Genomic DNA, 18341 nt, shown 5'->3' on the forward strand with positions numbered 1-18341 from the left:
CCTGGTGGTCGGAGACCGGCAACTGTTTCATCCGTGAGACAGGCCGATAGAGGCTAATGGCCGTGCGCTATCGCCTGGCTCTGGCTCAGGGCTTTGGGAGCGGGTGTTTCAAGAACCTGACAGAGGCGCCGCAAAAACCACCGAGGTGCTCTGGAGCCGGGTTTGGCACGACCGGGGTGTTTCAGGAGTGGAACAGGCACAGGGGGGAATCAGCCTTGGAGCAGTCGAGTCACCGCCGCAAACACCCGTTCCTTGCGTTGCGCCCAATCGCCTTCAATGATCTGGAAGGGTTGCTCATGCTGAACCAGCCATTGCTTGATCGCCTCGAAAAACCGCATCCGGTCGCCCAACTCGGGTTGGCAGCGCAGCCCGTCCCCGGTCCATTCGACCTGTTGCGGGCTCAGCAGCAGGTGCAAGTCGTAATGGCGCGCCAACAGGGCCGGTTCCAGCCAGCCTGGGCAGTCGCCGAACAGGGTCTGGCTCCAGAGGATATTGCTCAACAGGTGGGTGTCGAGGATCAACAGCGACGGTTTACAAGCGCGGGCGGCGTCTTCCCAGGCCAACTGTCCTGCGGCGATATCGCTGATGTCCGACAGGCGGGTTTCACGCGGGTTCTGCTCCATGAAGTGGCGAACGTATTCGTCCACTCGCAAGCCGCCGAAGTGCTCCTGCAATTGCGCCGTCAGCCAGCTTTTGCCGCTGGACTCCGGCCCGGTGAGCACCATCACCTTCATGTGCGCAAGACCGGGTCGGTGCGCCATTCGCGCCAGCCCTGGACGGCCAACAGAGTGAACAGCGCGTAGAGCGCGGCGGTCAGGTACAGGTCCTTGTAGATGAACAAGCCCACGAAGATGATGTCCAGGGCGATCCACAGCGGCCAGCATTGCACGCGTTTTTGCGCCATCCACCACTGGGCCACGAGACTGAAACCGGTGAGCGCGGCGTCCAGCCAGGGTTGGGCGGCGTCGGTCCAGTGCGCCATGGCTGCGCCCAGCATCAGGCTGCCTGCCGCGCCGACGGCCAAGCCACGCAGCACTGAAGGCGTGCCCAGGCGGGTGATGTGTCGCCCCTCATGGTGCTGCCCGGCGCGAGTCCATTGGTACCAGCCATACAGTTGCAGCACGGCGTAGACCAGTTGTAGCAACATGTCCGAGTACAGCTTCACTTCGAAGAAGATCCAGCTGTAGAGCAGCACCATGACCAAGCCGATCGGCCAGCACCAGGGATTCTGCTTGACGGTCAACCAGACAGCGATCACGCCGAGGGCTGCGGCAAACAGTTCAAGCCCGGACATGGCGGTTCCTTGGAGAGTAAGAGAGGGCGGCGATTGTAAACGCTTACGCCCGTTTTTCTATGACTGGTAAACCTTCTTGAGCAGGCGCAGCAATTCTTCCCGCTCGGCACCGTCAAGCGTTGAGGTGGAGTCCAGGTCGCTCTGTGCGGCGATTTGCTTGAGTTCCTTGAGCAGGGTTTCGCCGGTTTTGCTCAAAAATATCCCGTAGGAGCGTTTGTCAGGCTTGCACCGTACCCGCACGGCCAGCGCCCGGCTCTCCAGTTTGTTCAACAGCGGCACGACTTGCGGCGGCTCGATTGCCAGGGCCTTGGCCAGATCAGTCTGCATCAGGCCGGGGTTCTGGTCGATGATCGCCAGGGCCGAAAACTGGGCGGGCCGCAGATCGTGAATGGCAAGTCGACCGATCAGGTTCTGGAACAGTTTCAATTGAGCGCGACGCAGGGCGTAACCGATCAGATCATCCAGCGCGGAGTCCAGTGGGGCCTGTGCGTCGGCACCGCTGGCCTGGGGCTCGGCGGGTTCGGCAAGCTTGGAAGACTTGGCCATCGAAGGGAGCATCCTCAAGGTGAGTGATTAACAAGGCTATCCATTTTGCCGAGGTTGAAGCGCGATGGCTATGGTGGAGATCGAATTCGTGATCTGCAGCTCTGTCCTGCCGGTCGTAGGAAATACAGATAAATGGATTAATAGTTAATTGACATAACTAGTTTTCGAGTTTAGTTTTTGCTCATCTTCAGTCAAGAACAAGAGAGCACCCCCGCCATGAGCAATTACGAAGGTCGCTGGAAAACGGTCAAGGTCGATATCGAGGAAGGCATCGCCTGGGTCACCCTCAATCGCCCGGAAAAACGCAACGCCATGAGCCCGACGCTCAATCGCGAGATGATCGACGTGCTGGAAACCCTGGAACAGGATCCGGCCGCCGGTGTACTGGTGCTGACCGGCGCTGGCGATGCCTGGACGGCGGGCATGGACCTCAAGGAATATTTCCGCGAAGTGGATGCGGGGCCTGAAATCCTGCAAGAAAAAATCCGTCGCGAAGCCTCCCAGTGGCAATGGAAATTGCTGCGCATGTACGCCAAGCCGACCATTGCCATGGTCAATGGCTGGTGTTTCGGTGGCGGCTTCAGTCCGCTGGTGGCGTGTGACCTGGCGATCTGCGCTGACGAAGCGACCTTCGGCCTTTCGGAAATCAACTGGGGCATCCCGCCCGGCAACCTGGTCAGCAAGGCCATGGCCGATACCGTGGGCCATCGCCAGTCGCTGTACTACATCATGACTGGCAAGACCTTTGGGGGGCAGAAAGCCGCCGAGATGGGGCTGGTCAACGACAGCGTGCCCCTGGCGCAACTGCGTGAAGTCACCGTTGAGCTGGCGCGTAACCTGCTGGAGAAAAACCCGGTGGTGTTGCGAGCAGCCAAGCATGGGTTCAAGCGCTGCCGCGAACTGACGTGGGAGCAAAACGAAGATTACCTGTACGCCAAGCTCGATCAGTCGCGCCTGCTGGACACCGAGGGTGGTCGCGAGCAGGGGATGAAGCAGTTCCTCGACGACAAGAGCATCAAGCCGGGGCTGCAGACCTACAAACGCTGAGACAACGGCGCGGCGGGTGCCGATCCTGTGCCCGCAGGCTGTTGCTCAAAGGCCCTTGGCGCTACTGTGAATGTGTTCCCTATAAAGACAATAAAGAGGAATCACCATGCTGGACGTGCCCCTGTTGATCGGCGGCCAGTCGTGCCCCGCCCGTGACGGTCGGACTTTCGAGCGTTGTAATCCGGTAACCGGTGAAGTGGTCTCCCGTGTGGCGGCTGCCACGCTGGAGGATGCCGACGCCGCCGTGGCCGCCGCGCAAGCCGCGTTTCCCGCCTGGGCAGCGCTGGCGCCCAATGAGCGGCGCACGCGTCTGCTGCGTGCCGCCGAGCAGTTGCAGGCGCGCACTGGCGAGTTCATTGCCGCTGCCGGCGAGACGGGGGCGATGGCCAACTGGTACGGTTTCAACGTGCACCTGGCGGCCAATATGCTACGCGAAGCTGCGTCGATGACCACCCAGATCAACGGCGAAGTCATTCCATCGGATGTGCCCGGCAGTTTTGCCATGGCCCTGCGTCAGCCGTGTGGCGTGGTGCTGGGTATTGCCCCGTGGAATGCCCCGGTGATTCTCGCCACCCGCGCTATCGCCATGCCTCTGGCCTGCGGCAACACCGTGGTGCTCAAGGCTTCTGAAATCAGCCCGGCGGTGCACCGCTTGATTGGCCAGGTATTGCAGGACGCCGGCCTGGGCGATGGCGTGGTCAATGTCATCTGCAATGCCCCGGCGGATGCGCCGGCCATTGTCGCGCGGCTGATCGCCAACCCGGCGGTACGCCGCGTCAATTTCACCGGCTCGACCCATGTCGGACGCATCGTTGGCGAACTGTCGGCGCGCCACCTCAAGCCGGCATTACTGGAACTGGGCGGCAAGGCGCCGTTGCTGGTGCTCGATGACGCTGACCTGGATGCAGCGGTAGAAGCCGCCGCCTTCGGGGCGTACTTCAATCAGGGGCAGATCTGCATGTCCACCGAGCGGCTGATCGTCGATGCCAGCGTGGCCGATGCCTTTGTTTCCCGGCTGAGCGCCAAGATCGCCACCTTGCGTGCCGGCGATCCTGCGGCCGGTGATTCGGTATTGGGTTCGCTGGTAGACGTCAGTGCCGGCCAGCGTATCAAGGGGTTGATCGACGATGCCTTGGCCAAAGGCGCGACGCTGGTGGCGGGAGGGCAACTGGACGGCAGCATTCTGCAGCCGACCTTGCTCGACGGCGTCACTCCAGACATGCGTCTGTACCGCGAAGAGTCGTTCGGTCCGGTGGCCGTATTGCTGCGGGGTGAAGGCGACGAAGCCTTGTTGCGCTTGGCCAATGATTCCGAATTCGGCCTTTCGGCAGCCATTTTCAGCCGCGATACCACTCGGGCGTTGGCCTTGGCCCAACGGGTCGAGTCGGGCATCTGCCACATCAATGGTCCGACCGTGCACGACGAGGCGCAGATGCCCTTCGGTGGGGTCAAGTCCAGCGGTTACGGCAGTTTTGGCGGCAAGGCGTCCATCGAGCATTTCACCCAGTTGCGCTGGGTGACGCTGCAGAACGGCGCTCGGCATTACCCGATCTGATATCCGTCGCATTGCGGGCGGCGGCGCGTAGAGATCGCCGTCCCGGTGCAGGCCAGACATAACAATAAAAGGCCGCAGCCAGGTGCTGCCACACTCCGCTCGCTTCGCGCGGGCTCGGTGTGCCTTGATGGAGGAAATGTACGTGAGTGTTGAGTTCAGATCGTCCTCCCAAACCGGCTCAGAGCGTTATCGCCAAGTGTCGATTGGTCATCCAGCCGTTGAAGTCAAAGAAGAGCAGGGCATCCTGCACATGCGCTCCCTGGAGCCGTTGGCTGCGTTGCCGACGCGTTTGCTCGATCGCCTGGTGCATTGGGCCCAGGTGCGCCCGCAACAGACCTTTATTGCCGCCCGCCAGGCGGGCGGGGACTGGCGGCGGGTCAGCTATGCCCAGATGCTCGACAGTGTGCGGGCCATCGCGCAAGGCCTATTGAGCTATGGATTGTCCGCCGAAAAGCCCCTGGCGCTGCTATCGGGTAATGACATCGAGCACTTGCAAATGGCCCTTGGTGCGATGTACGCCGGGATTCCCTATTGCCCGGTGTCGCCGGCCTATTCGTTGTTGTCCCAGGATTTCGCCAAGCTGCGCCACGTTTGCGATCTGTTGCAGCCGGGGTTGGTGTTTGTCAGCGAGGCTGCGCCGTTTGAGCGGGCGATCAATGCGGTGTTGCCGGCGGACATTCCCTTGATCACAGTTCGTGGGGAAATGGCCGCAAGGTCCAGGGCAAGCTTTGCCAGCCTGTTGGCGCAACCCGGTGGTATCGAGGCCGAGCGGGCCTTTGCCGCCACCGGGCCGGACAGCATCGCCAAATTCCTCTTTACCTCGGGCTCCACCAAGCTGCCCAAGGCTGTGATCACTACCCAACGCATGCTCTGCGCCAACCAGCAAATGCTCTTGCAGACCTTTCCGGTGTTCGGTGAAGCGCCGCCGGTATTGGTGGATTGGTTGCCGTGGAACCACACATTCGGTGGCAGTCACAACGTCGGCATCGTGTTGTACAACGGCGGCACGTTTTACCTGGACGACGGCAAGCCCACCGCCCAGGGCTTCGCCGAAACCTTGCGCAACCTCAAGGAGATTTCGCCCACTGCGTACCTGACCGTGCCCAAGGGCTGGGAAGAGCTGGTCAGCGCCCTGGAACAGGACGGCGCGTTGCGCGAGCGTTTCTTCGAGCGCATCAGCCTGTTCTTTTTTGCGGCAGCGGGTCTGTCCCAAAGTACGTGGGACCGGCTCGACAAGGTGGCCGAACAGCATTGCGGTGAACGCATCCGCATGATGGCCGGGCTGGGCATGACCGAGGCCTCGCCGTCCTGCACTTTCACCACCGGGCCGTTGTCCATGGCCGGTTACATCGGCTTGCCGGCGCCCGGTTGCGAGGTGCGGCTGGTGCCGGTGGACGGCAAGTTCGAAGGCCGCTTCCGCGGGCCGCACATCATGCCCGGCTACTGGCGCTCGCCGCAGCAGACCGCCGAGGTGTTCGACGAAGACGGTTTTTATTGCTCGGGCGATGCCATCAAGTTGGCCGATCCCAATGACCCGCAACTGGGCTTGATGTTTGACGGACGGATAGCCGAGGACTTCAAGTTGTCCTCCGGGGTGTTCGTCAGTGTCGGGCCGCTGCGTAACCGGGCGGTGCTGGAGGGAACCCCTTACGTCCAGGACCTGGTGGTGACCGCGCCGGATCGCGAGTGCCTGGGCGCGTTGGTGTTCCCACGGCTGGCTGAGTGCCGACGTTTGTCGGGGCTTGCTCCGGAGGCCAGCGATGCCGAGGTCTTGGCCAGCCCACCGGTACGCCAATGGTTCGCCGACTGGCTGCATCGGCTTAACCGCGAGGCCAGCGGCAACGCCAGCCGCGTGGAGTGGATTGCCTTGCTCGATGAACCGGCGTCCATCGATCGTGGCGAAATCACGGACAAGGGCTCGATCAACCAGCGGGCGGTGCTGCAGTGGCGTGCGGCGAAAGTCGAAGCGTTGTACCGCGGCGAAGATCCGTTGATCCTGCGGGCGAACTAGTCGGTCCAGACACAAGGCATGTGGGAGCAAGGCTTGCCCGCGATGGCGATGGATCAGTTGGCATCAATGTTGGCTGATCTACCGCCATCGCGGGCAAGCCTTGCTCCCACAGGACTTTCCTGAGCCTGATTCTTCTTCGATTGGCCTACCCCCTGTGACACACCGCCCCAAGCCTTCTACTATGGCAACTCTGTTTTCTCTGGAAGAACCTGGATGAGTAAGCCCGGCCAAACGGTGCTGATCGCGCTGCGCAGGATGATCGCCTCCGGCGAGCTGGCGGGCGGTGAGCGTTTGATGGAGATTCCCACTGCAGAGCTGTTCGGCGTTTCGCGGATGCCGGTGCGCATGGCGTTCCGCACCCTTGAGCAGGAAGGCTTGCTGGTGCGCTTTGGTGGTCGAGGATTCCAGGTCCGTTCGGTCAGCGCCGAGCAGATCGCCGGGGCGGTGGAGGTGCGTGGCGTGCTGGAGGGACTTGCCGCGCGGCAAACGGCTGAGCACGGACTGTCCGAAGAGGCGCGGGCGGCGCTTGAGCAATGCCTGGTGCAGGGCGATGAACTGTTTGCCAAGGGCTACGTGACCGAGGATGACCTTGAGGTCTATCACGACTTGAACATGCGCTTTCATCAGGTGATCGTCGAAGGCAGCCGCAATCCGGCCATTGCTGATGCCCTGGCTCGCAACGATCACCTGCCCTTTGCCTCAGTCACCGCCCTGGCGGTGGATCGCCAGAACATGGCCGGTGAGTTTCGCCGCTTCAACTATGCGCATATGCAGCACCACTCGGTGTTCGATGCGCTGATCCATCGTCAGGGTGCCCGCGCCGAGGCAATCATGCGCGAGCATGCCAATGCGACTTTGCGTTATGCCGAGGTGTTCGGCTCGACGTTGGCTGATGAGCGGATGAAGGTGATTCTTCGTTCAGAATGAGACGCTCCCACAGGGCTTCATGTGGGTCTGGAAGGTTAGAGATCCAACACCAGCAAGGGCGTCTTCGAGCGGGAGCAGCACGGCGTGAACTGGTCGTTGCAAGCCTGTTCAGCCTCGGTCAGAAACATGTCCCGGTGCTCCGGCACGCCTTCCAGCACACGCGTCAGGCAGGTGCCGCACACGCCTTGTTCGCAGGAAATCGGAACCTCGATGCCATGACTTTCCAGCACCTGGACCACGCTTCGGTCGGCGGGTATTTCGAAGACCTGGCCGCTGCTGGCGACTTTCACTGAGAAGCTGCCGTCCGCGCGGGTGTCGGTGGGCGCCGCGGCGAAATACTCGCGGTGCACACAGGTTTCCTGCCAGCCCAGGACCCTGGCGGTATCGAGTACATACTGCATGAAACCGCCGGGGCCGCACACATAAAGGTGCAAATCGTCACCGGGCGCGGCCAGCACTCGAGCGGCGTCCAGCATGGTTTCGGGTTCTTCATCAAAATGCAGGAACACCCGATCGGCATAGGGTGACCGGCGCAAGCGTTCGACAAACGCTGCCCGCTCCCTGGATCGGGCGCAGTAATGCAGCTCGAACGCCGCACCGCTCTGGGCCAGTTGTTCGGCCATGCACAGGATTGGCGTGATACCGATGCCTCCGGCAAACAGCAAGCTGCGCCGGGCCTCTGGGGCGAGGGGGAACAAGTTGCGCGGTTCGCTGATCAGCAGGCGCGCGCCAGGCAGAATCTGTTCATGCAAATTGCGCGAACCGCCTCGAGACGCCGCATCCTTGAGCACCCCGATGAGGTAGCGATGCCGTTCCTCGGGATGATTGCACAGCGAATACTGACGAATCATACCGTTGGGCAGGTGTACGTCGATGTGGGCTCCGGCGGTGAACGCGGGCAATGGCTGGCCGTCGACACTCGTGAGCTCGTAGCTGCAGATGTCCTGGGCTTCGTGGTGCCGCGCCGTGACCTGGACTTCAATCATGCTCGTTGCTCCCCCTGATGGGTGCTGGCAATCAATTCCGCTTGTGGCTCGCGCTCACGGGCAATCAAACGGTCCAGCACCCGGCGCGACTGCACGCCGCCGGCATCGATGTTGAGCTTGAGCAGGCTGCGTTGTGGGTGATCCAGCAGGTTGCGTTGCTGACGCTCGAGCATCTCCAGGTCTTCGCTGAAAATCTTGCCCTGGCCCTCGCGAATGCTGGCGGTCAGCGCTTCGTCCTGTGGCTGGAAGTGCCGGGCCATGCCCCAGAAGTACCAGATGGATGTCTCGGTTTCCGGGGTGATGAAGTCCACCACGATGCTGGACGCTTTGAACTGCGGTTCGGCGTGATACCCGCCTTTGCCGGCATGGGCCACGCCGACTTCGATCAGCACATGGCTGGGCGGGGTGAAACGGCAGATCTGCCAGCGGTCCACCGGCACGTCGTCGGCCAGGTTGTTACCGCGCAAGGCCATGCGCCAGAAGGGCGGGGCCATGATGTTTTCCATGTGCCGGGCGGTGACCACTTCGTCCCCTTCAACGGTGGTCACCGGCGGCGCCTCGTCGATTTCCTTCTGGCCGATGCTGGAAGCGTGTACATAGGTTTCGTGGGTCAGGTCCATCAGGTTGTCGATCATCAGGCGATAATCGCAGTGGATATGGAACAGGCCGCCGCCGTAAGCCCACTCGTCACTTTCTGCCCATTCAAGATGATGGATCAGCGTCGGGTCGGCCAGGGCCTGGTCACCGGGCCAGACCCAGATAAACCCATGACGTTCCTGAACCGCAAAGGTCTTGTTGCAAGGGAAACCGCGCACCCGTTGCCCTGGCATTTCAACAGTTCTGCCGTCGCCCCCCATCACCAGGCCGTGATAGCCGCACACCAGGTTACCGTTTTCGACATAGCCCAAAGAGAGCGGGGCGCCGCGATGGGGGCAGAAGTCTTCCACAGCGACAACCTGGCCTTCATGACCGCGGTAAAAAACCATTTTCTCACCGCATATCTGGCGGCCCAGCGGTTTGTCAGCGATTTCATCAGGGGTGCAGGCGACATACCAGGTGTTCTTGGGGTACATGACGGATCTCCGTACGGACATTGTTGTGCTTATGGATCCATTAACTCTCTTAACTATTTCCGTTGTCAATATTTTTGGCGGTTTGGCAGACCGTTGGCGCTCTGTAATGGATCCATTTGTTTTCGTTCCTATGAATAGAACTGCACAAATCTTCCAGACACCTCTGGCGCCAGCGGTTAACCTGCTCGGGCAGATACACAAAAACGGGACCGCCCATGACGCCGCGCAACTGGATCGATCTCAAGCAGGACGCCACGTCCGGCATCGAGACCGTGCGCGCGCACTTCGAGGGGCATGCCTATGACCCCCATTGGCACGACGCCTATCTGGTGGGCGTGACCGAGCAGGGCGTGCAGCAGTTTCATTGTCGCCGCCAGCAGCACAACAGCACGCCGGGCAAGGTGTTTCTGCTGGAGCCCGGCGAGTTGCATGACGGCAACGCGCCCCACGCCAGCGGTTTCACCTACCGCACGTTGTACCTGGAGCCCCAGTGGCTGGAGCGCGAATTGCGGTCGTTGTTCGACGTGGCTCCGGATAATGCACAGTTGGGCTTTGCCGCCACCCTGGCCGACGATGCGCGACTGGCGAGCGCCACGGCGATGGCGTTCCAGAGCCTGCACCAGCAGGAGATCCGCATCGTGCGCCAGACGGCCCTCGATACCCTCTTGGCCAACCTGACTCAACACCTGCACTGGCGTGCGCGGATCAACCCCGATCCGCGCCTGCCCTTGGTGGCGCAACAGGCCCGTGATTACCTGCACAGTCATCTGAGTGACGATATCGGGCTGGACGATCTGGCGCGGATTACCGGGGTGGATCGTTTTCGCCTGACCCGTGCGTTCAAGGCCGCGTTCGGTCTTGCCCCCCATGCCTATCTGATCCAGTTGCGCCTGGCCCGGGCCCGGCGCTTGCTGGCCTGTGGCGAGAGCGCCGTGGCGGTGGCGACCATGCTCGGTTTTGCCGACCAGAGCCACTTGGGCCGCTGGTTCCAGCGTGCCTATCGCCTGAGCCCGGCAGACTACCGCAAGCGTTGCTCAATTGTTCCAGACTGACCCTGGCTTCGCGGGGATGATCAAGCGATCGATCCTTACCGAGAAGTCACTCCATGGACCAGTTACTGCCGTTTGCCTTGTTCGCGTTTTTCGCCTCCATCACCCCAGGCCCGACCAATATCCTGGTGCTGAGCCATAGCTCGCGCTTCGGCCTGGCCACCACCGTGCCGATCATCCTCGGCGCCTGTGCGGCAGCGGCCTTGCTGGTGCTCCTGGTCGGCACCGGGTTGGGGGATGTGCTGGCGCGTCATGCCACGCTTCAAACGCTGCTCTCATGGGCGGGCATCGCCTGGCTGAGTTGGATGGCCTGGCAGATTTTCAGCGCACCGGCCCAGGCCATCGACCCGGACCGCCCGGCCGAAGGCCCGCGCCTGGGGCTGGCGGGGGCGGCCGGGTTGCAATTGGTGAACCCGAAAACCTGGATGATGGCGTTGGCGGTGGTCAGCGTCTTTGCGGGGGCCGAGGCCGACCGTACCGTGCGGGTGCTCTGGCTGTCCCTGGTGTTCTTCGCCATTTCGATCCCGTGCATGACTGTCTGGGCCTACCTGGGCCGCGGCGCCGCGCGGTTCTGCCGGTCCGCCGTGGCGATGGGGCGGTTCAACCGGGTCATGGCGGTGATGCTGCTGGTGTCGGCGTGGTTGACGTTGGTGATGTAGCAGCGATTCACCTGCTCCCGGGGCATCGTAATTACTTGCAACGGTTGGACGGTATCAAAACAAAGTTGATTTGGAGAGCATCGGCCACGCCAGAACTCAAGGTGCTTTAGCGCTGGAACGAACAATCGACCCCAAGGAAGGAGGTCCATGATGTCCACTCAAGATACCCATATCGATTTTATCCGTGCCAGGTTGCCCGCCTGGTTGAAGCGAACCACACGGGCCCGGCAGGCGCGTTTCAAAGTGCTTACCCGGCAATTGCAACGCGACAGTGATGCGCTCAATGCACTGCTCAGCGACTTGCCGGGGCCCTATGCGTTCACCTTCGATCGGCTCAAGACCCAGCCACAAGTACAGGATTGGAGCCGGGTGATTGGCGCGGGTACCGTGGCGGACGCGGTACGCCGGGCCAGAGTCAGGCAAAGTTCCTTCGTCACCGACCCCTCGCTGTCGGTGGTCGAGGCCGCCATGCGCAATTACCCTCCCGCCGACGCGGTCGTCGGCAGCGATTTCGATAAGAGGGGCGAACTGTTCATCCAGGGTCGGCGAGGGGAGTTCTCCCTGGGAGACACCCCGTCTGACAGGGTGACACTGGCCATGACCCCGGCCAGTTTCGCCAGCCTCTGTCGCCGCATGGATGTGGGCGGAGCCTACCGACAGTTGCTCGAACAGAAGATGCCTCGTATTGCCGATGAGGTGCCTGCGATTGCAAAGGCCTACATGGCGTACGCACGCAGCCAGCTGGCCTATGACGCCTACGAAGCCAAGCTGGATGGGCGCCTGGATGAAACCGGTGAGCGGTTGCTGGCCCATGTGGGCGTTCAGCTCGAAGACCGGCCCGTCACCCCCCTGGCCTGCGAGACCAAGGTGCTGGAGTTGCTGTCGGCGCCCTTGTTCGGCGTCCGGGTGTACTGGGGACTTAAGGGCGATGCCCAGGGTGTTCGCCCGATCGTCTTGCACATGCCCCATGACACCGAGGCGCCGCTCAAGCAGTTCAAAAGCTTGCAGGCACTGTCGGCGGAGCTCACCGAACGGGTGCGCAAACGCCGCTATCGCCAAGGCCTGATGCATTACCTCCCGTTGCGTCTGCAGGCCAGCCTGGGCACGGCACTGCACGATCAAGTGGAGTGGAAGGTGACCGACAACCTCAATCTCTTCCAGGAAATTTATGCACGCATCAGCGGTTGGCGCGAGGGCGAGCGGGGCGAGGATGACAATCACCGGTACATCCGGATACCCACGCCCAAGGTCGCCTGGGAACTGAAAGACCTGCGCGAGGACCCTTGGCACGCCTGCTACCACCAATGGCGGGGCCATGCCCTGGCCAATGCCTCGGCGCTGATGGTTCCGACCAAGGACCTGGACTGGCGGGCACTGCTGGCTCGTCTCGACTACTGGGAAAAGATTGTCGAGCGTTCGCTGATGGTTGCCGCGACTTTCTTCCCGTTTTGCGCGCCCATCGGCATGACCGCTGCGGCGGTTGGTGGCGTGCGCTTGGTGTACGAAATCTTCGAGGGCATCCAGGCGTTCAACGAAGGTCACGCACAAGAAGGCATCGAGCATATCTTCAACGTATTGTTCGGGGTCGTTCAAGGTGCCTACCTGGGGTTCGTCGGTGGAACCGTTGAACCCATGCCGGTACGTGACGGCACCATGCGCCTGTGGAATGGCGATGTCAGAGCCTTCGAAGCGCAACGCTTGCCCCCCGCGGAGGCCGAGCAGGACGCCTGGGGAGTCTGGCGCACGAATGACGAGGCGTGGGTGCGTATCGAGGGTCGTTACTTCGAAGTTCAGGGCGCGGAGGACACCTTGAACCTGCATCTGCCGGCTGGGCACCGAGGTGTGTCGCCGCCGCTGGAATGGAGCCGCGCGCGCGGCTGGCAGTGGGCCCATCGCAACCCGTTGCAGCGCGATAACCTGGCGTTGTTGCGTGCTTTTGCCGAAACCCCCGCCGATCTGGATGACGCGGCACTCCTGGCCGTGCAGCGGCAGGTCGGCATCAGCGAGGCGCATTTGCGCTACCTGCAAGTCGAGGGACGGCCGATGCCGGCGATATTGGCCGATGCCTTGGATGAGGCGCGTAACTGGCAATGGGTGCGGGACACCCTCGAACGCCTGCGCCGTGGCGAAGCACCGGGGGGCTCGCATTTTCGCATTGTCCAGACCCTCGTCGATCTGCCGGGATGGCCCGAAGGCTTGACGTTGCGCTACCACGATGGCGTGAGGCTCTACCCGGTGGGTGACATCGTCGACACACGCTACCTGTTGTTGAGCAAGGCGGATCTGGAGCACGACGCCTGGGCCGCCCGCATCCTGGGAAGCCTGAGCATGGAGGAGCAGAATGTGCTGCTCGGGCAACGCAGTTTCGGCCTGCGCCCGCTGGAGCGCAGTCGCTTGTTGGCCGGACGCTGGGCCGAATGCCTGGAGCGCAACGCCACACGGGTGAACGCGGCCATGGCCCGTCACGTCGGGCGTGATCCTTTGGCCGTTGCGGTGATCCGGACGTTCCCGAACCTGCCCGAATCCATTGCCAACGAGCTGGTCCACGAGGTGTCAGGTCATGATCGGTTGCGCTTGCTCGAGGGCAAGGTGACAGAGAATCTGGGCAAGCAGTGTGCCGAAGCCTTGCGCGAACTGCGTCTGACCCGTGCCCTACGCGCCTTGGCGCGGGGCGAAAGCTCCGTGGATCGCGACCGCATCGTCATCGGCCTGCTAGGCAATGTGCCCCGGTTGCAAGGCCATGTGCATCTGCGTCTTTGGCTGCGCGAGCTGAACGACCCGATAAAGGTGGGGAAGGAGGGCCCGTTGAAAACCATTCGCCAGGAAGGCGAAAGGTACCGCCCCTTTGACGAAACCGGCGAAGAACTGGCAGGGGCCATGAGCCTGGAGGACGCGCTGTTGAGGGCATTGTCGGACGACGCGCGCCAGGCGCTGGGCTTGAATATCTGGGAGGCGGATAAGCTTCGGACCCATTTGCTTGCACTGGCCCTGGATGATCGGCAAGGCCTGCGCCCCCATCTGTCGATGAGGCGTTTGGGCAGCGTAGGATCTCGGCCGCAATGGTTGAACGGGCGTTTGGCATACCCCCTCAGTGGCCGTGGCAGGCTGCCGCTGCACGTCTGGCGCGGCAGCCTGGAGCAGCGCCTTGAGCGACTCTATCCCAGCCATGGGGGGGAGCAGCTTGCACAGCTACAGGCAAGCCTGACGGAGCAAGCCGAGCGCCAAGGCATCAGCCTGGGCGCGTTGGTCAGCCAGTTGGAAAGCGAATGGACCACCTTGGACGATGGGCTGCGCCAGTGGGTGGACCATGAGGGTTTCCACCACCCCAACGAACAGCAGCACGACCGTGAGACCCTGTTGGGGCAACGCAATGCCATCGCCAGGGAGCTCCGTCGTGCCTGGCAACGCGCACCTGATCCGGGGCGCGAGGGCAGCGAGTTGGCATTGCGCTTGGGGTCTTTCGACGTCGGTCGGTTACCACCCATCAGCGCGCGTTTCGAGCATATTCGCTCGCTGGTGCTAAGCCATCTGGGCCTTAGCGAGGACCCGTCGGACTTCCTGAGGCTGTTCCCCAACATCGATACGTTGCACCTGTCGGGCAATCAGCTCACCGCGATCCCGGTGGCGGTAGGCGAGTTACGTTTTCTACACGAACTGTCAATGGACAGTAATCCACTCCACCTGAACGCGAATGCCTTCACGCCATTGACCGGTGTTGAACCCCCTAGCCGTATATGGACCCTGGGCCTGTCAGGGATCAGCAGCGGCCCGGAGACGGGAACCAGTGCGCAGGTGATCGCGGCCATTGACGGCCTGGCCGCGCTGCCGCAACTGCGGGAAGTGGTATGGACCAACAACCTGCATTTCACGCCTGAGCAGTTGCAGGCGCTGACTCGGCTACCGGATTTGCGAGCGCTGGACCTGTCTCGCTGTGGTCTGCGCCTGGATGAGGAGGGCAGTGCGTTTCTGCGTACCGCGACGCGTTTGGAGGACCTGCGACTGAGCGAAAACAACTGCAGGGACCTGCCTGACCTGCCTGAGCTTACGAACCTGTACGAGCTGGAACTGGTCGGGACCGGGCTCGATCGGGTACCCGCGCTGGCATTGTCGGTGCTCGCCAGGCATACGTCCGATGTATTCCTCATCGATCTTCGAGACAACCGCATCACCAATATCCAGGATGACTTGCTGCCTTCGCTCAACCTTCTGCCAGATCGGGATTCACTGGGCGTATGGCTCGACGACAATCCATTACCCAGTGCGCAGATCCAGGCCCTTCGCGCCATATTTCCCGAGTCTTTCCAGTACACCGCCGATGACTGGCTCTACATTTCCCCGCTTCTCCAGAGAGCGCTGGAAGTGGCCCGCGACGACCCCGGGATGCGACGTTTCATCGACTGGTTCTCTACCGGCATTCGTAACACCGAGGCCCAGACGCCTACCGGGTTGTCTTTCGCTGATCGCCAGAGGGCGGCCGCCGTCTTGCAGCACTACATCGGCTACCAGAACGCTCACGACCCGCTCCCGCTGCTAATTGGCGATTTCGACCGGCAACTGCAAGAACTGCGCACGCGCCTGCAAGCCCGTATCCTGGACCGGCTGGCGCCAGACCTTGCTGAACTGGAGATGCATTTCAACCTGTTCGAATCGGTGATGCGCGCGCGCCTCGCTCGACAAGGCGTGCCTTTTGCAACGTTCCTGGCCCAGCATTACGCCTATTGGAACCATGCCCTGATGGAGCGTTTCCCCGACCTCGCGCAGCGCCAGGCGCACCTGACCCGTGAGGCATTCATCGACTGGCTCAGCGATGCCCAGGACACCTTCAACAGCAATGACCAAACCCCACGTGTGGGAGAAATGACCTGGCGACCCTACCTGGGGTTGATGTCCCGCGACTGGTCCGAAGGGTTGGCCTTCTGGGAAACGCTGGATGACGATCTGGTGGACGCCTTCAGCGAGCCGGTGAATCCGTCCCGTTGGCCGCAAGTAATGTTGGACAACCTGACGCAGCCGGACACCAACCTGCCCAGCCCGTTGGAGTCCGTCACCCAAGGTGACCGGATCGTCTGGCGCCGCGTGGGGCTTGAGGCCGTGGCGGATGTGGATTGGGCCGCAGGCCAGCCGGTGATGCTTACCGAGGACCAACTGCGGCGGACCATGGCGATCTATCGCTCGGTCAAGAGCCGGGAGGTCGAGGCGCTGGTGCGGCGGATCACCACGGGCCTGGTCAACGCTTGGTGGCCGGTGTCGTAGGCGCTTTCAAAGGCTGCGATCTTTTGGTCTTTCGCTTGAGAGTCAAGTGCCTGGGGAAAGATCGCTGCCTGGCGGGCGCAAGCTCGCTTGCCGCGGGTTCGCTGGCCTTGTCAGGTTGGGCTACAGGGTCGTGAAGACCAGGGCCTTCAGGCCACACTCCGGGTCGACGTCCGGAAACTCCGGCGGATTGTCCAGACGCGCTTTGAAGGCCAGCCCGGGCGCTTCGCGGGTAACACCGTCGATGAGGAAATCCGGGCCGGTGGCCGGGTCGTTGCTGCACGCCAACACCGTACCGTGGGGGGCCAGCAGTTCCGGCAGACGGCGCAATACCCGCTGATAGTCCTTGGTCAACAGGAAGCTGCCTTTCTGGAAGGTGGGCGGATCGATGATCACCAGGTCGTACGGGCCACTGTTGATCACCTTGCCCCAGGACTTGAACAGATCGTGACCGAGGAAACTCACCAGGCTGAGGTCGTGGCCGTTCAGGCGATGGTTGTCGCGGCCGCGGCTCAGGGCCGCACGGGACATGTCCAGATTGACCACATGCTGCGCGCCGCCGGCGATGGCCGCCACTGAGAAGCCGCAGGTGTAGGCGAACAGGTTCAGCACCCGCTTGCCGCTGGCATTGGCCCGAACCCATTCGCGGCCATAACGCATGTCGAGGAACAGGCCGTTGTTCTGCTTCTTGCCCAGGTCGATCCGGTAATGCAGGCCGTCTTCGGTCAGGGTCCATTCGTCGATCGGCTCGCCCACCAGCCATTGGGTCAGGCTCTGTGGCAGATAGCGGTGTTGGATGGCGAGTGTGTGGGCCTTGCTGTGCTGCCAGGCCGGCGAGGTTGTCAGCGCCAGCAGCGTGGCGATCAACCCGTCCAGGTGCGCGGGCTCCGGTTCCTTGAACAACGAGACCAGCACCACCCCTTGCAACCAGTCGACAGTGACCTGCTCCAGGCCCGGCCAGCAGCGCCCGCGGCCATGGAACAGACGACGGGTTTCTTCTGGCACCGATTCCAGGGCTACCAGCAAATGGTCGTGAAGGGTTTGAAGGGCTACGCAATTCATTCAGGCAACGCCAGGGATTCGAAAGGCCGGCATTTTAACCACAGGAGAACCCGACGCAATCCCAGTGGCGAGGGAGCTTGCTCGCGCTCGGCTGCGAAGCAGGCGCATCAACCTCCGCTAGTAGCCAAAATGCTGGCAACCTGCTGCGGCTGGCAGTTGAGGTAGGCCGAACGCTTGAGCCAGCTCGGGTCCGGGTACCAGGAAAACATGAATTGCCCGTCTTTAAGTTTGTCGATCACCTTGCGCGCCACCTGCGGGCGGACGGCTGGGCAGCCCAGGCTGCGGCCGATGCGCCCCTGACGCACGCTCCACAGCGGGTTCACATAATCGGCGGCGTGGATCACGATCGCGCGATCGCGGGCCAGGTCATTGAAGCCCGGCTCCAAACCATCCATGCGCAATGAGTATCCATGGGCGCCCTGATAACTTTCCTGGGTGCGAAACAGCCCCAGGCTCGACTGGAAACTGCCCAGACGATTGGAGAACTGTGTGGCGAAGTTTTCCCCGGATTTCTGCCCATGGGCCACCAGATCGCGCAATACCAGCCTCTTCTGGCGCAGGTCGAAGATCCACAGGCGCCGGGCCGTGGAGGGTTGCGAGTAGTCGATGACCGCCAGGTGCCGGGCTGGGCGAGCGCCGTTGGCGACAGCACATTGCATGGCGCTCAAGGCACTTTTGAGCGCCTGGGGATTGAGTTCCGGCGCCGCGTGGGTGAGGCTGTTGTAAAGCGGTTGAGCATTTCCTTTATCGGCCAGTGCCGGACTGCACATTACGGCAAGGCCGGTGATGACCAGGCAGAGTCGGCGCAAGAGGCTGGCTGAAGATGGAAAATTCCCACGGTGGTGTTCGTTTGCGGCATCCCGTCCGATTTGGTGTGTTTGC

14 protein-coding genes are annotated in these 18341 nt (G+C 62.2%); 7 read left to right on the forward strand and 7 right to left on the reverse strand.

Annotated features, from left to right (window positions below; translation table 11 throughout):
• Positions 1-209: 209 nt before the first annotated feature.
• From AAIS01_RS05245 to AAIS01_RS05255, 3 genes are read right to left on the reverse strand one after another with little or no spacing between them, the layout of a single operon-like run.
• The gene (locus AAIS01_RS05245; protein ID WP_343468104.1) at positions 210-734 is read right to left on the reverse strand and encodes an AAA family ATPase; all 525 of its coding nucleotides are present in this window, start codon (positions 732-734) and stop codon (positions 210-212) included.
• A complete protein-coding gene (gene pnuC / locus AAIS01_RS05250) occupies positions 731-1294 on the reverse strand; it encodes a nicotinamide riboside transporter PnuC (protein ID WP_343468105.1) in 564 nt (187 codons plus the stop codon). The genes AAIS01_RS05245 and pnuC overlap by 4 nt, the downstream gene beginning before the upstream one ends.
• 57 nt (positions 1295-1351) lie before the next feature.
• On the reverse strand, positions 1352-1840 hold the full coding sequence (locus AAIS01_RS05255; RefSeq protein WP_343468106.1) for a MarR family winged helix-turn-helix transcriptional regulator: 489 nt from the start codon (positions 1838-1840) through the stop codon (positions 1352-1354).
• A 216-nt stretch (positions 1841-2056) separates the two neighbouring features.
• Here AAIS01_RS05255 and AAIS01_RS05260 point away from each other — a divergent pair, with 216 nt between their 5' ends.
• The 4 genes from AAIS01_RS05260 to AAIS01_RS05275 all read left to right on the forward strand — a co-directional run bounded on the left by AAIS01_RS05260 (position 2057) and on the right by AAIS01_RS05275 (position 7380).
• Entirely contained in the window at positions 2057-2887 is an 831-nt protein-coding gene (locus tag AAIS01_RS05260; RefSeq protein WP_343468107.1) for a p-hydroxycinnamoyl CoA hydratase/lyase, read from the forward strand.
• A gap of 106 nt (positions 2888-2993) precedes the next feature.
• Positions 2994-4442, forward strand: coding sequence for an aldehyde dehydrogenase (locus AAIS01_RS05265; RefSeq protein ID WP_343468108.1), 1449 nt, complete (start codon positions 2994-2996; stop codon positions 4440-4442).
• 142 nt (positions 4443-4584) lie between these two features.
• Positions 4585-6453: a feruloyl-CoA synthase gene (locus AAIS01_RS05270; protein ID WP_343468109.1), complete on the forward strand. Its 1869-nt coding sequence runs from the start codon at positions 4585-4587 to the stop codon at positions 6451-6453.
• Positions 6454-6666: 213 nt separating this feature from the next.
• Positions 6667-7380, forward strand: a complete 714-nt coding sequence (locus AAIS01_RS05275; protein ID WP_343468110.1) for a GntR family transcriptional regulator — start codon at positions 6667-6669, stop codon at positions 7378-7380.
• A 35-nt stretch (positions 7381-7415) separates the two neighbouring features.
• On the opposite strand, the gene AAIS01_RS05280 is transcribed toward AAIS01_RS05275, so the two are convergent.
• Positions 7416-8366 carry a PDR/VanB family oxidoreductase gene (locus AAIS01_RS05280; protein WP_343468111.1) on the reverse strand — a complete coding sequence of 317 codons (951 nt, stop codon included), beginning with the start codon at positions 8364-8366 and terminating at the stop codon, positions 7416-7418.
• Positions 8363-9439 (reverse strand): Rieske 2Fe-2S domain-containing protein, encoded by a 1077-nt coding sequence (locus AAIS01_RS05285; protein WP_343468112.1) that lies wholly within the window; start codon positions 9437-9439, stop codon positions 8363-8365. Before AAIS01_RS05285 ends, AAIS01_RS05280 begins: the two co-directional genes overlap by 4 nt.
• 215 nt (positions 9440-9654) lie before the next feature.
• Here AAIS01_RS05285 and AAIS01_RS05290 point away from each other — a divergent pair, with 215 nt between their 5' ends.
• From AAIS01_RS05290 to AAIS01_RS05300, 3 genes are all read left to right on the forward strand, one after another.
• The gene (locus AAIS01_RS05290; RefSeq protein WP_343468113.1) at positions 9655-10491 is read left to right on the forward strand and encodes an AraC family transcriptional regulator; all 837 of its coding nucleotides are present in this window, start codon (positions 9655-9657) and stop codon (positions 10489-10491) included.
• Positions 10492-10544: 53 nt separating this feature from the next.
• A complete protein-coding gene (locus AAIS01_RS05295) occupies positions 10545-11147 on the forward strand; it encodes a LysE family translocator (protein ID WP_343468114.1) in 603 nt (200 codons plus the stop codon).
• 150 nt (positions 11148-11297) lie between these two features.
• Positions 11298-16400 carry a dermonecrotic toxin domain-containing protein gene (locus AAIS01_RS05300; RefSeq protein WP_343468115.1) on the forward strand — a complete coding sequence of 1701 codons (5103 nt, stop codon included), beginning with the start codon at positions 11298-11300 and terminating at the stop codon, positions 16398-16400.
• Between the two features lie 120 nt (positions 16401-16520).
• Here the strand turns inward: AAIS01_RS05300 and AAIS01_RS05305 are convergent, their stop codons facing one another.
• Positions 16521-17459 carry a class I SAM-dependent methyltransferase gene (locus AAIS01_RS05305; RefSeq protein ID WP_343468116.1) on the reverse strand — a complete coding sequence of 313 codons (939 nt, stop codon included), beginning with the start codon at positions 17457-17459 and terminating at the stop codon, positions 16521-16523.
• Positions 17460-17566: 107 nt separating this feature from the next.
• Positions 17567-18229: a murein L,D-transpeptidase catalytic domain family protein gene (locus AAIS01_RS05310; RefSeq protein ID WP_343468358.1), complete on the reverse strand. Its 663-nt coding sequence runs from the start codon at positions 18227-18229 to the stop codon at positions 17567-17569.
• Positions 18230-18341: the final 112 nt, after the last annotated feature.

This window comes from Pseudomonas halotolerans (assembly GCF_039581215.1).
Taxonomy (GTDB): Bacteria; Pseudomonadota; Gammaproteobacteria; order Pseudomonadales; family Pseudomonadaceae; genus Aquipseudomonas; species Aquipseudomonas tehranensis.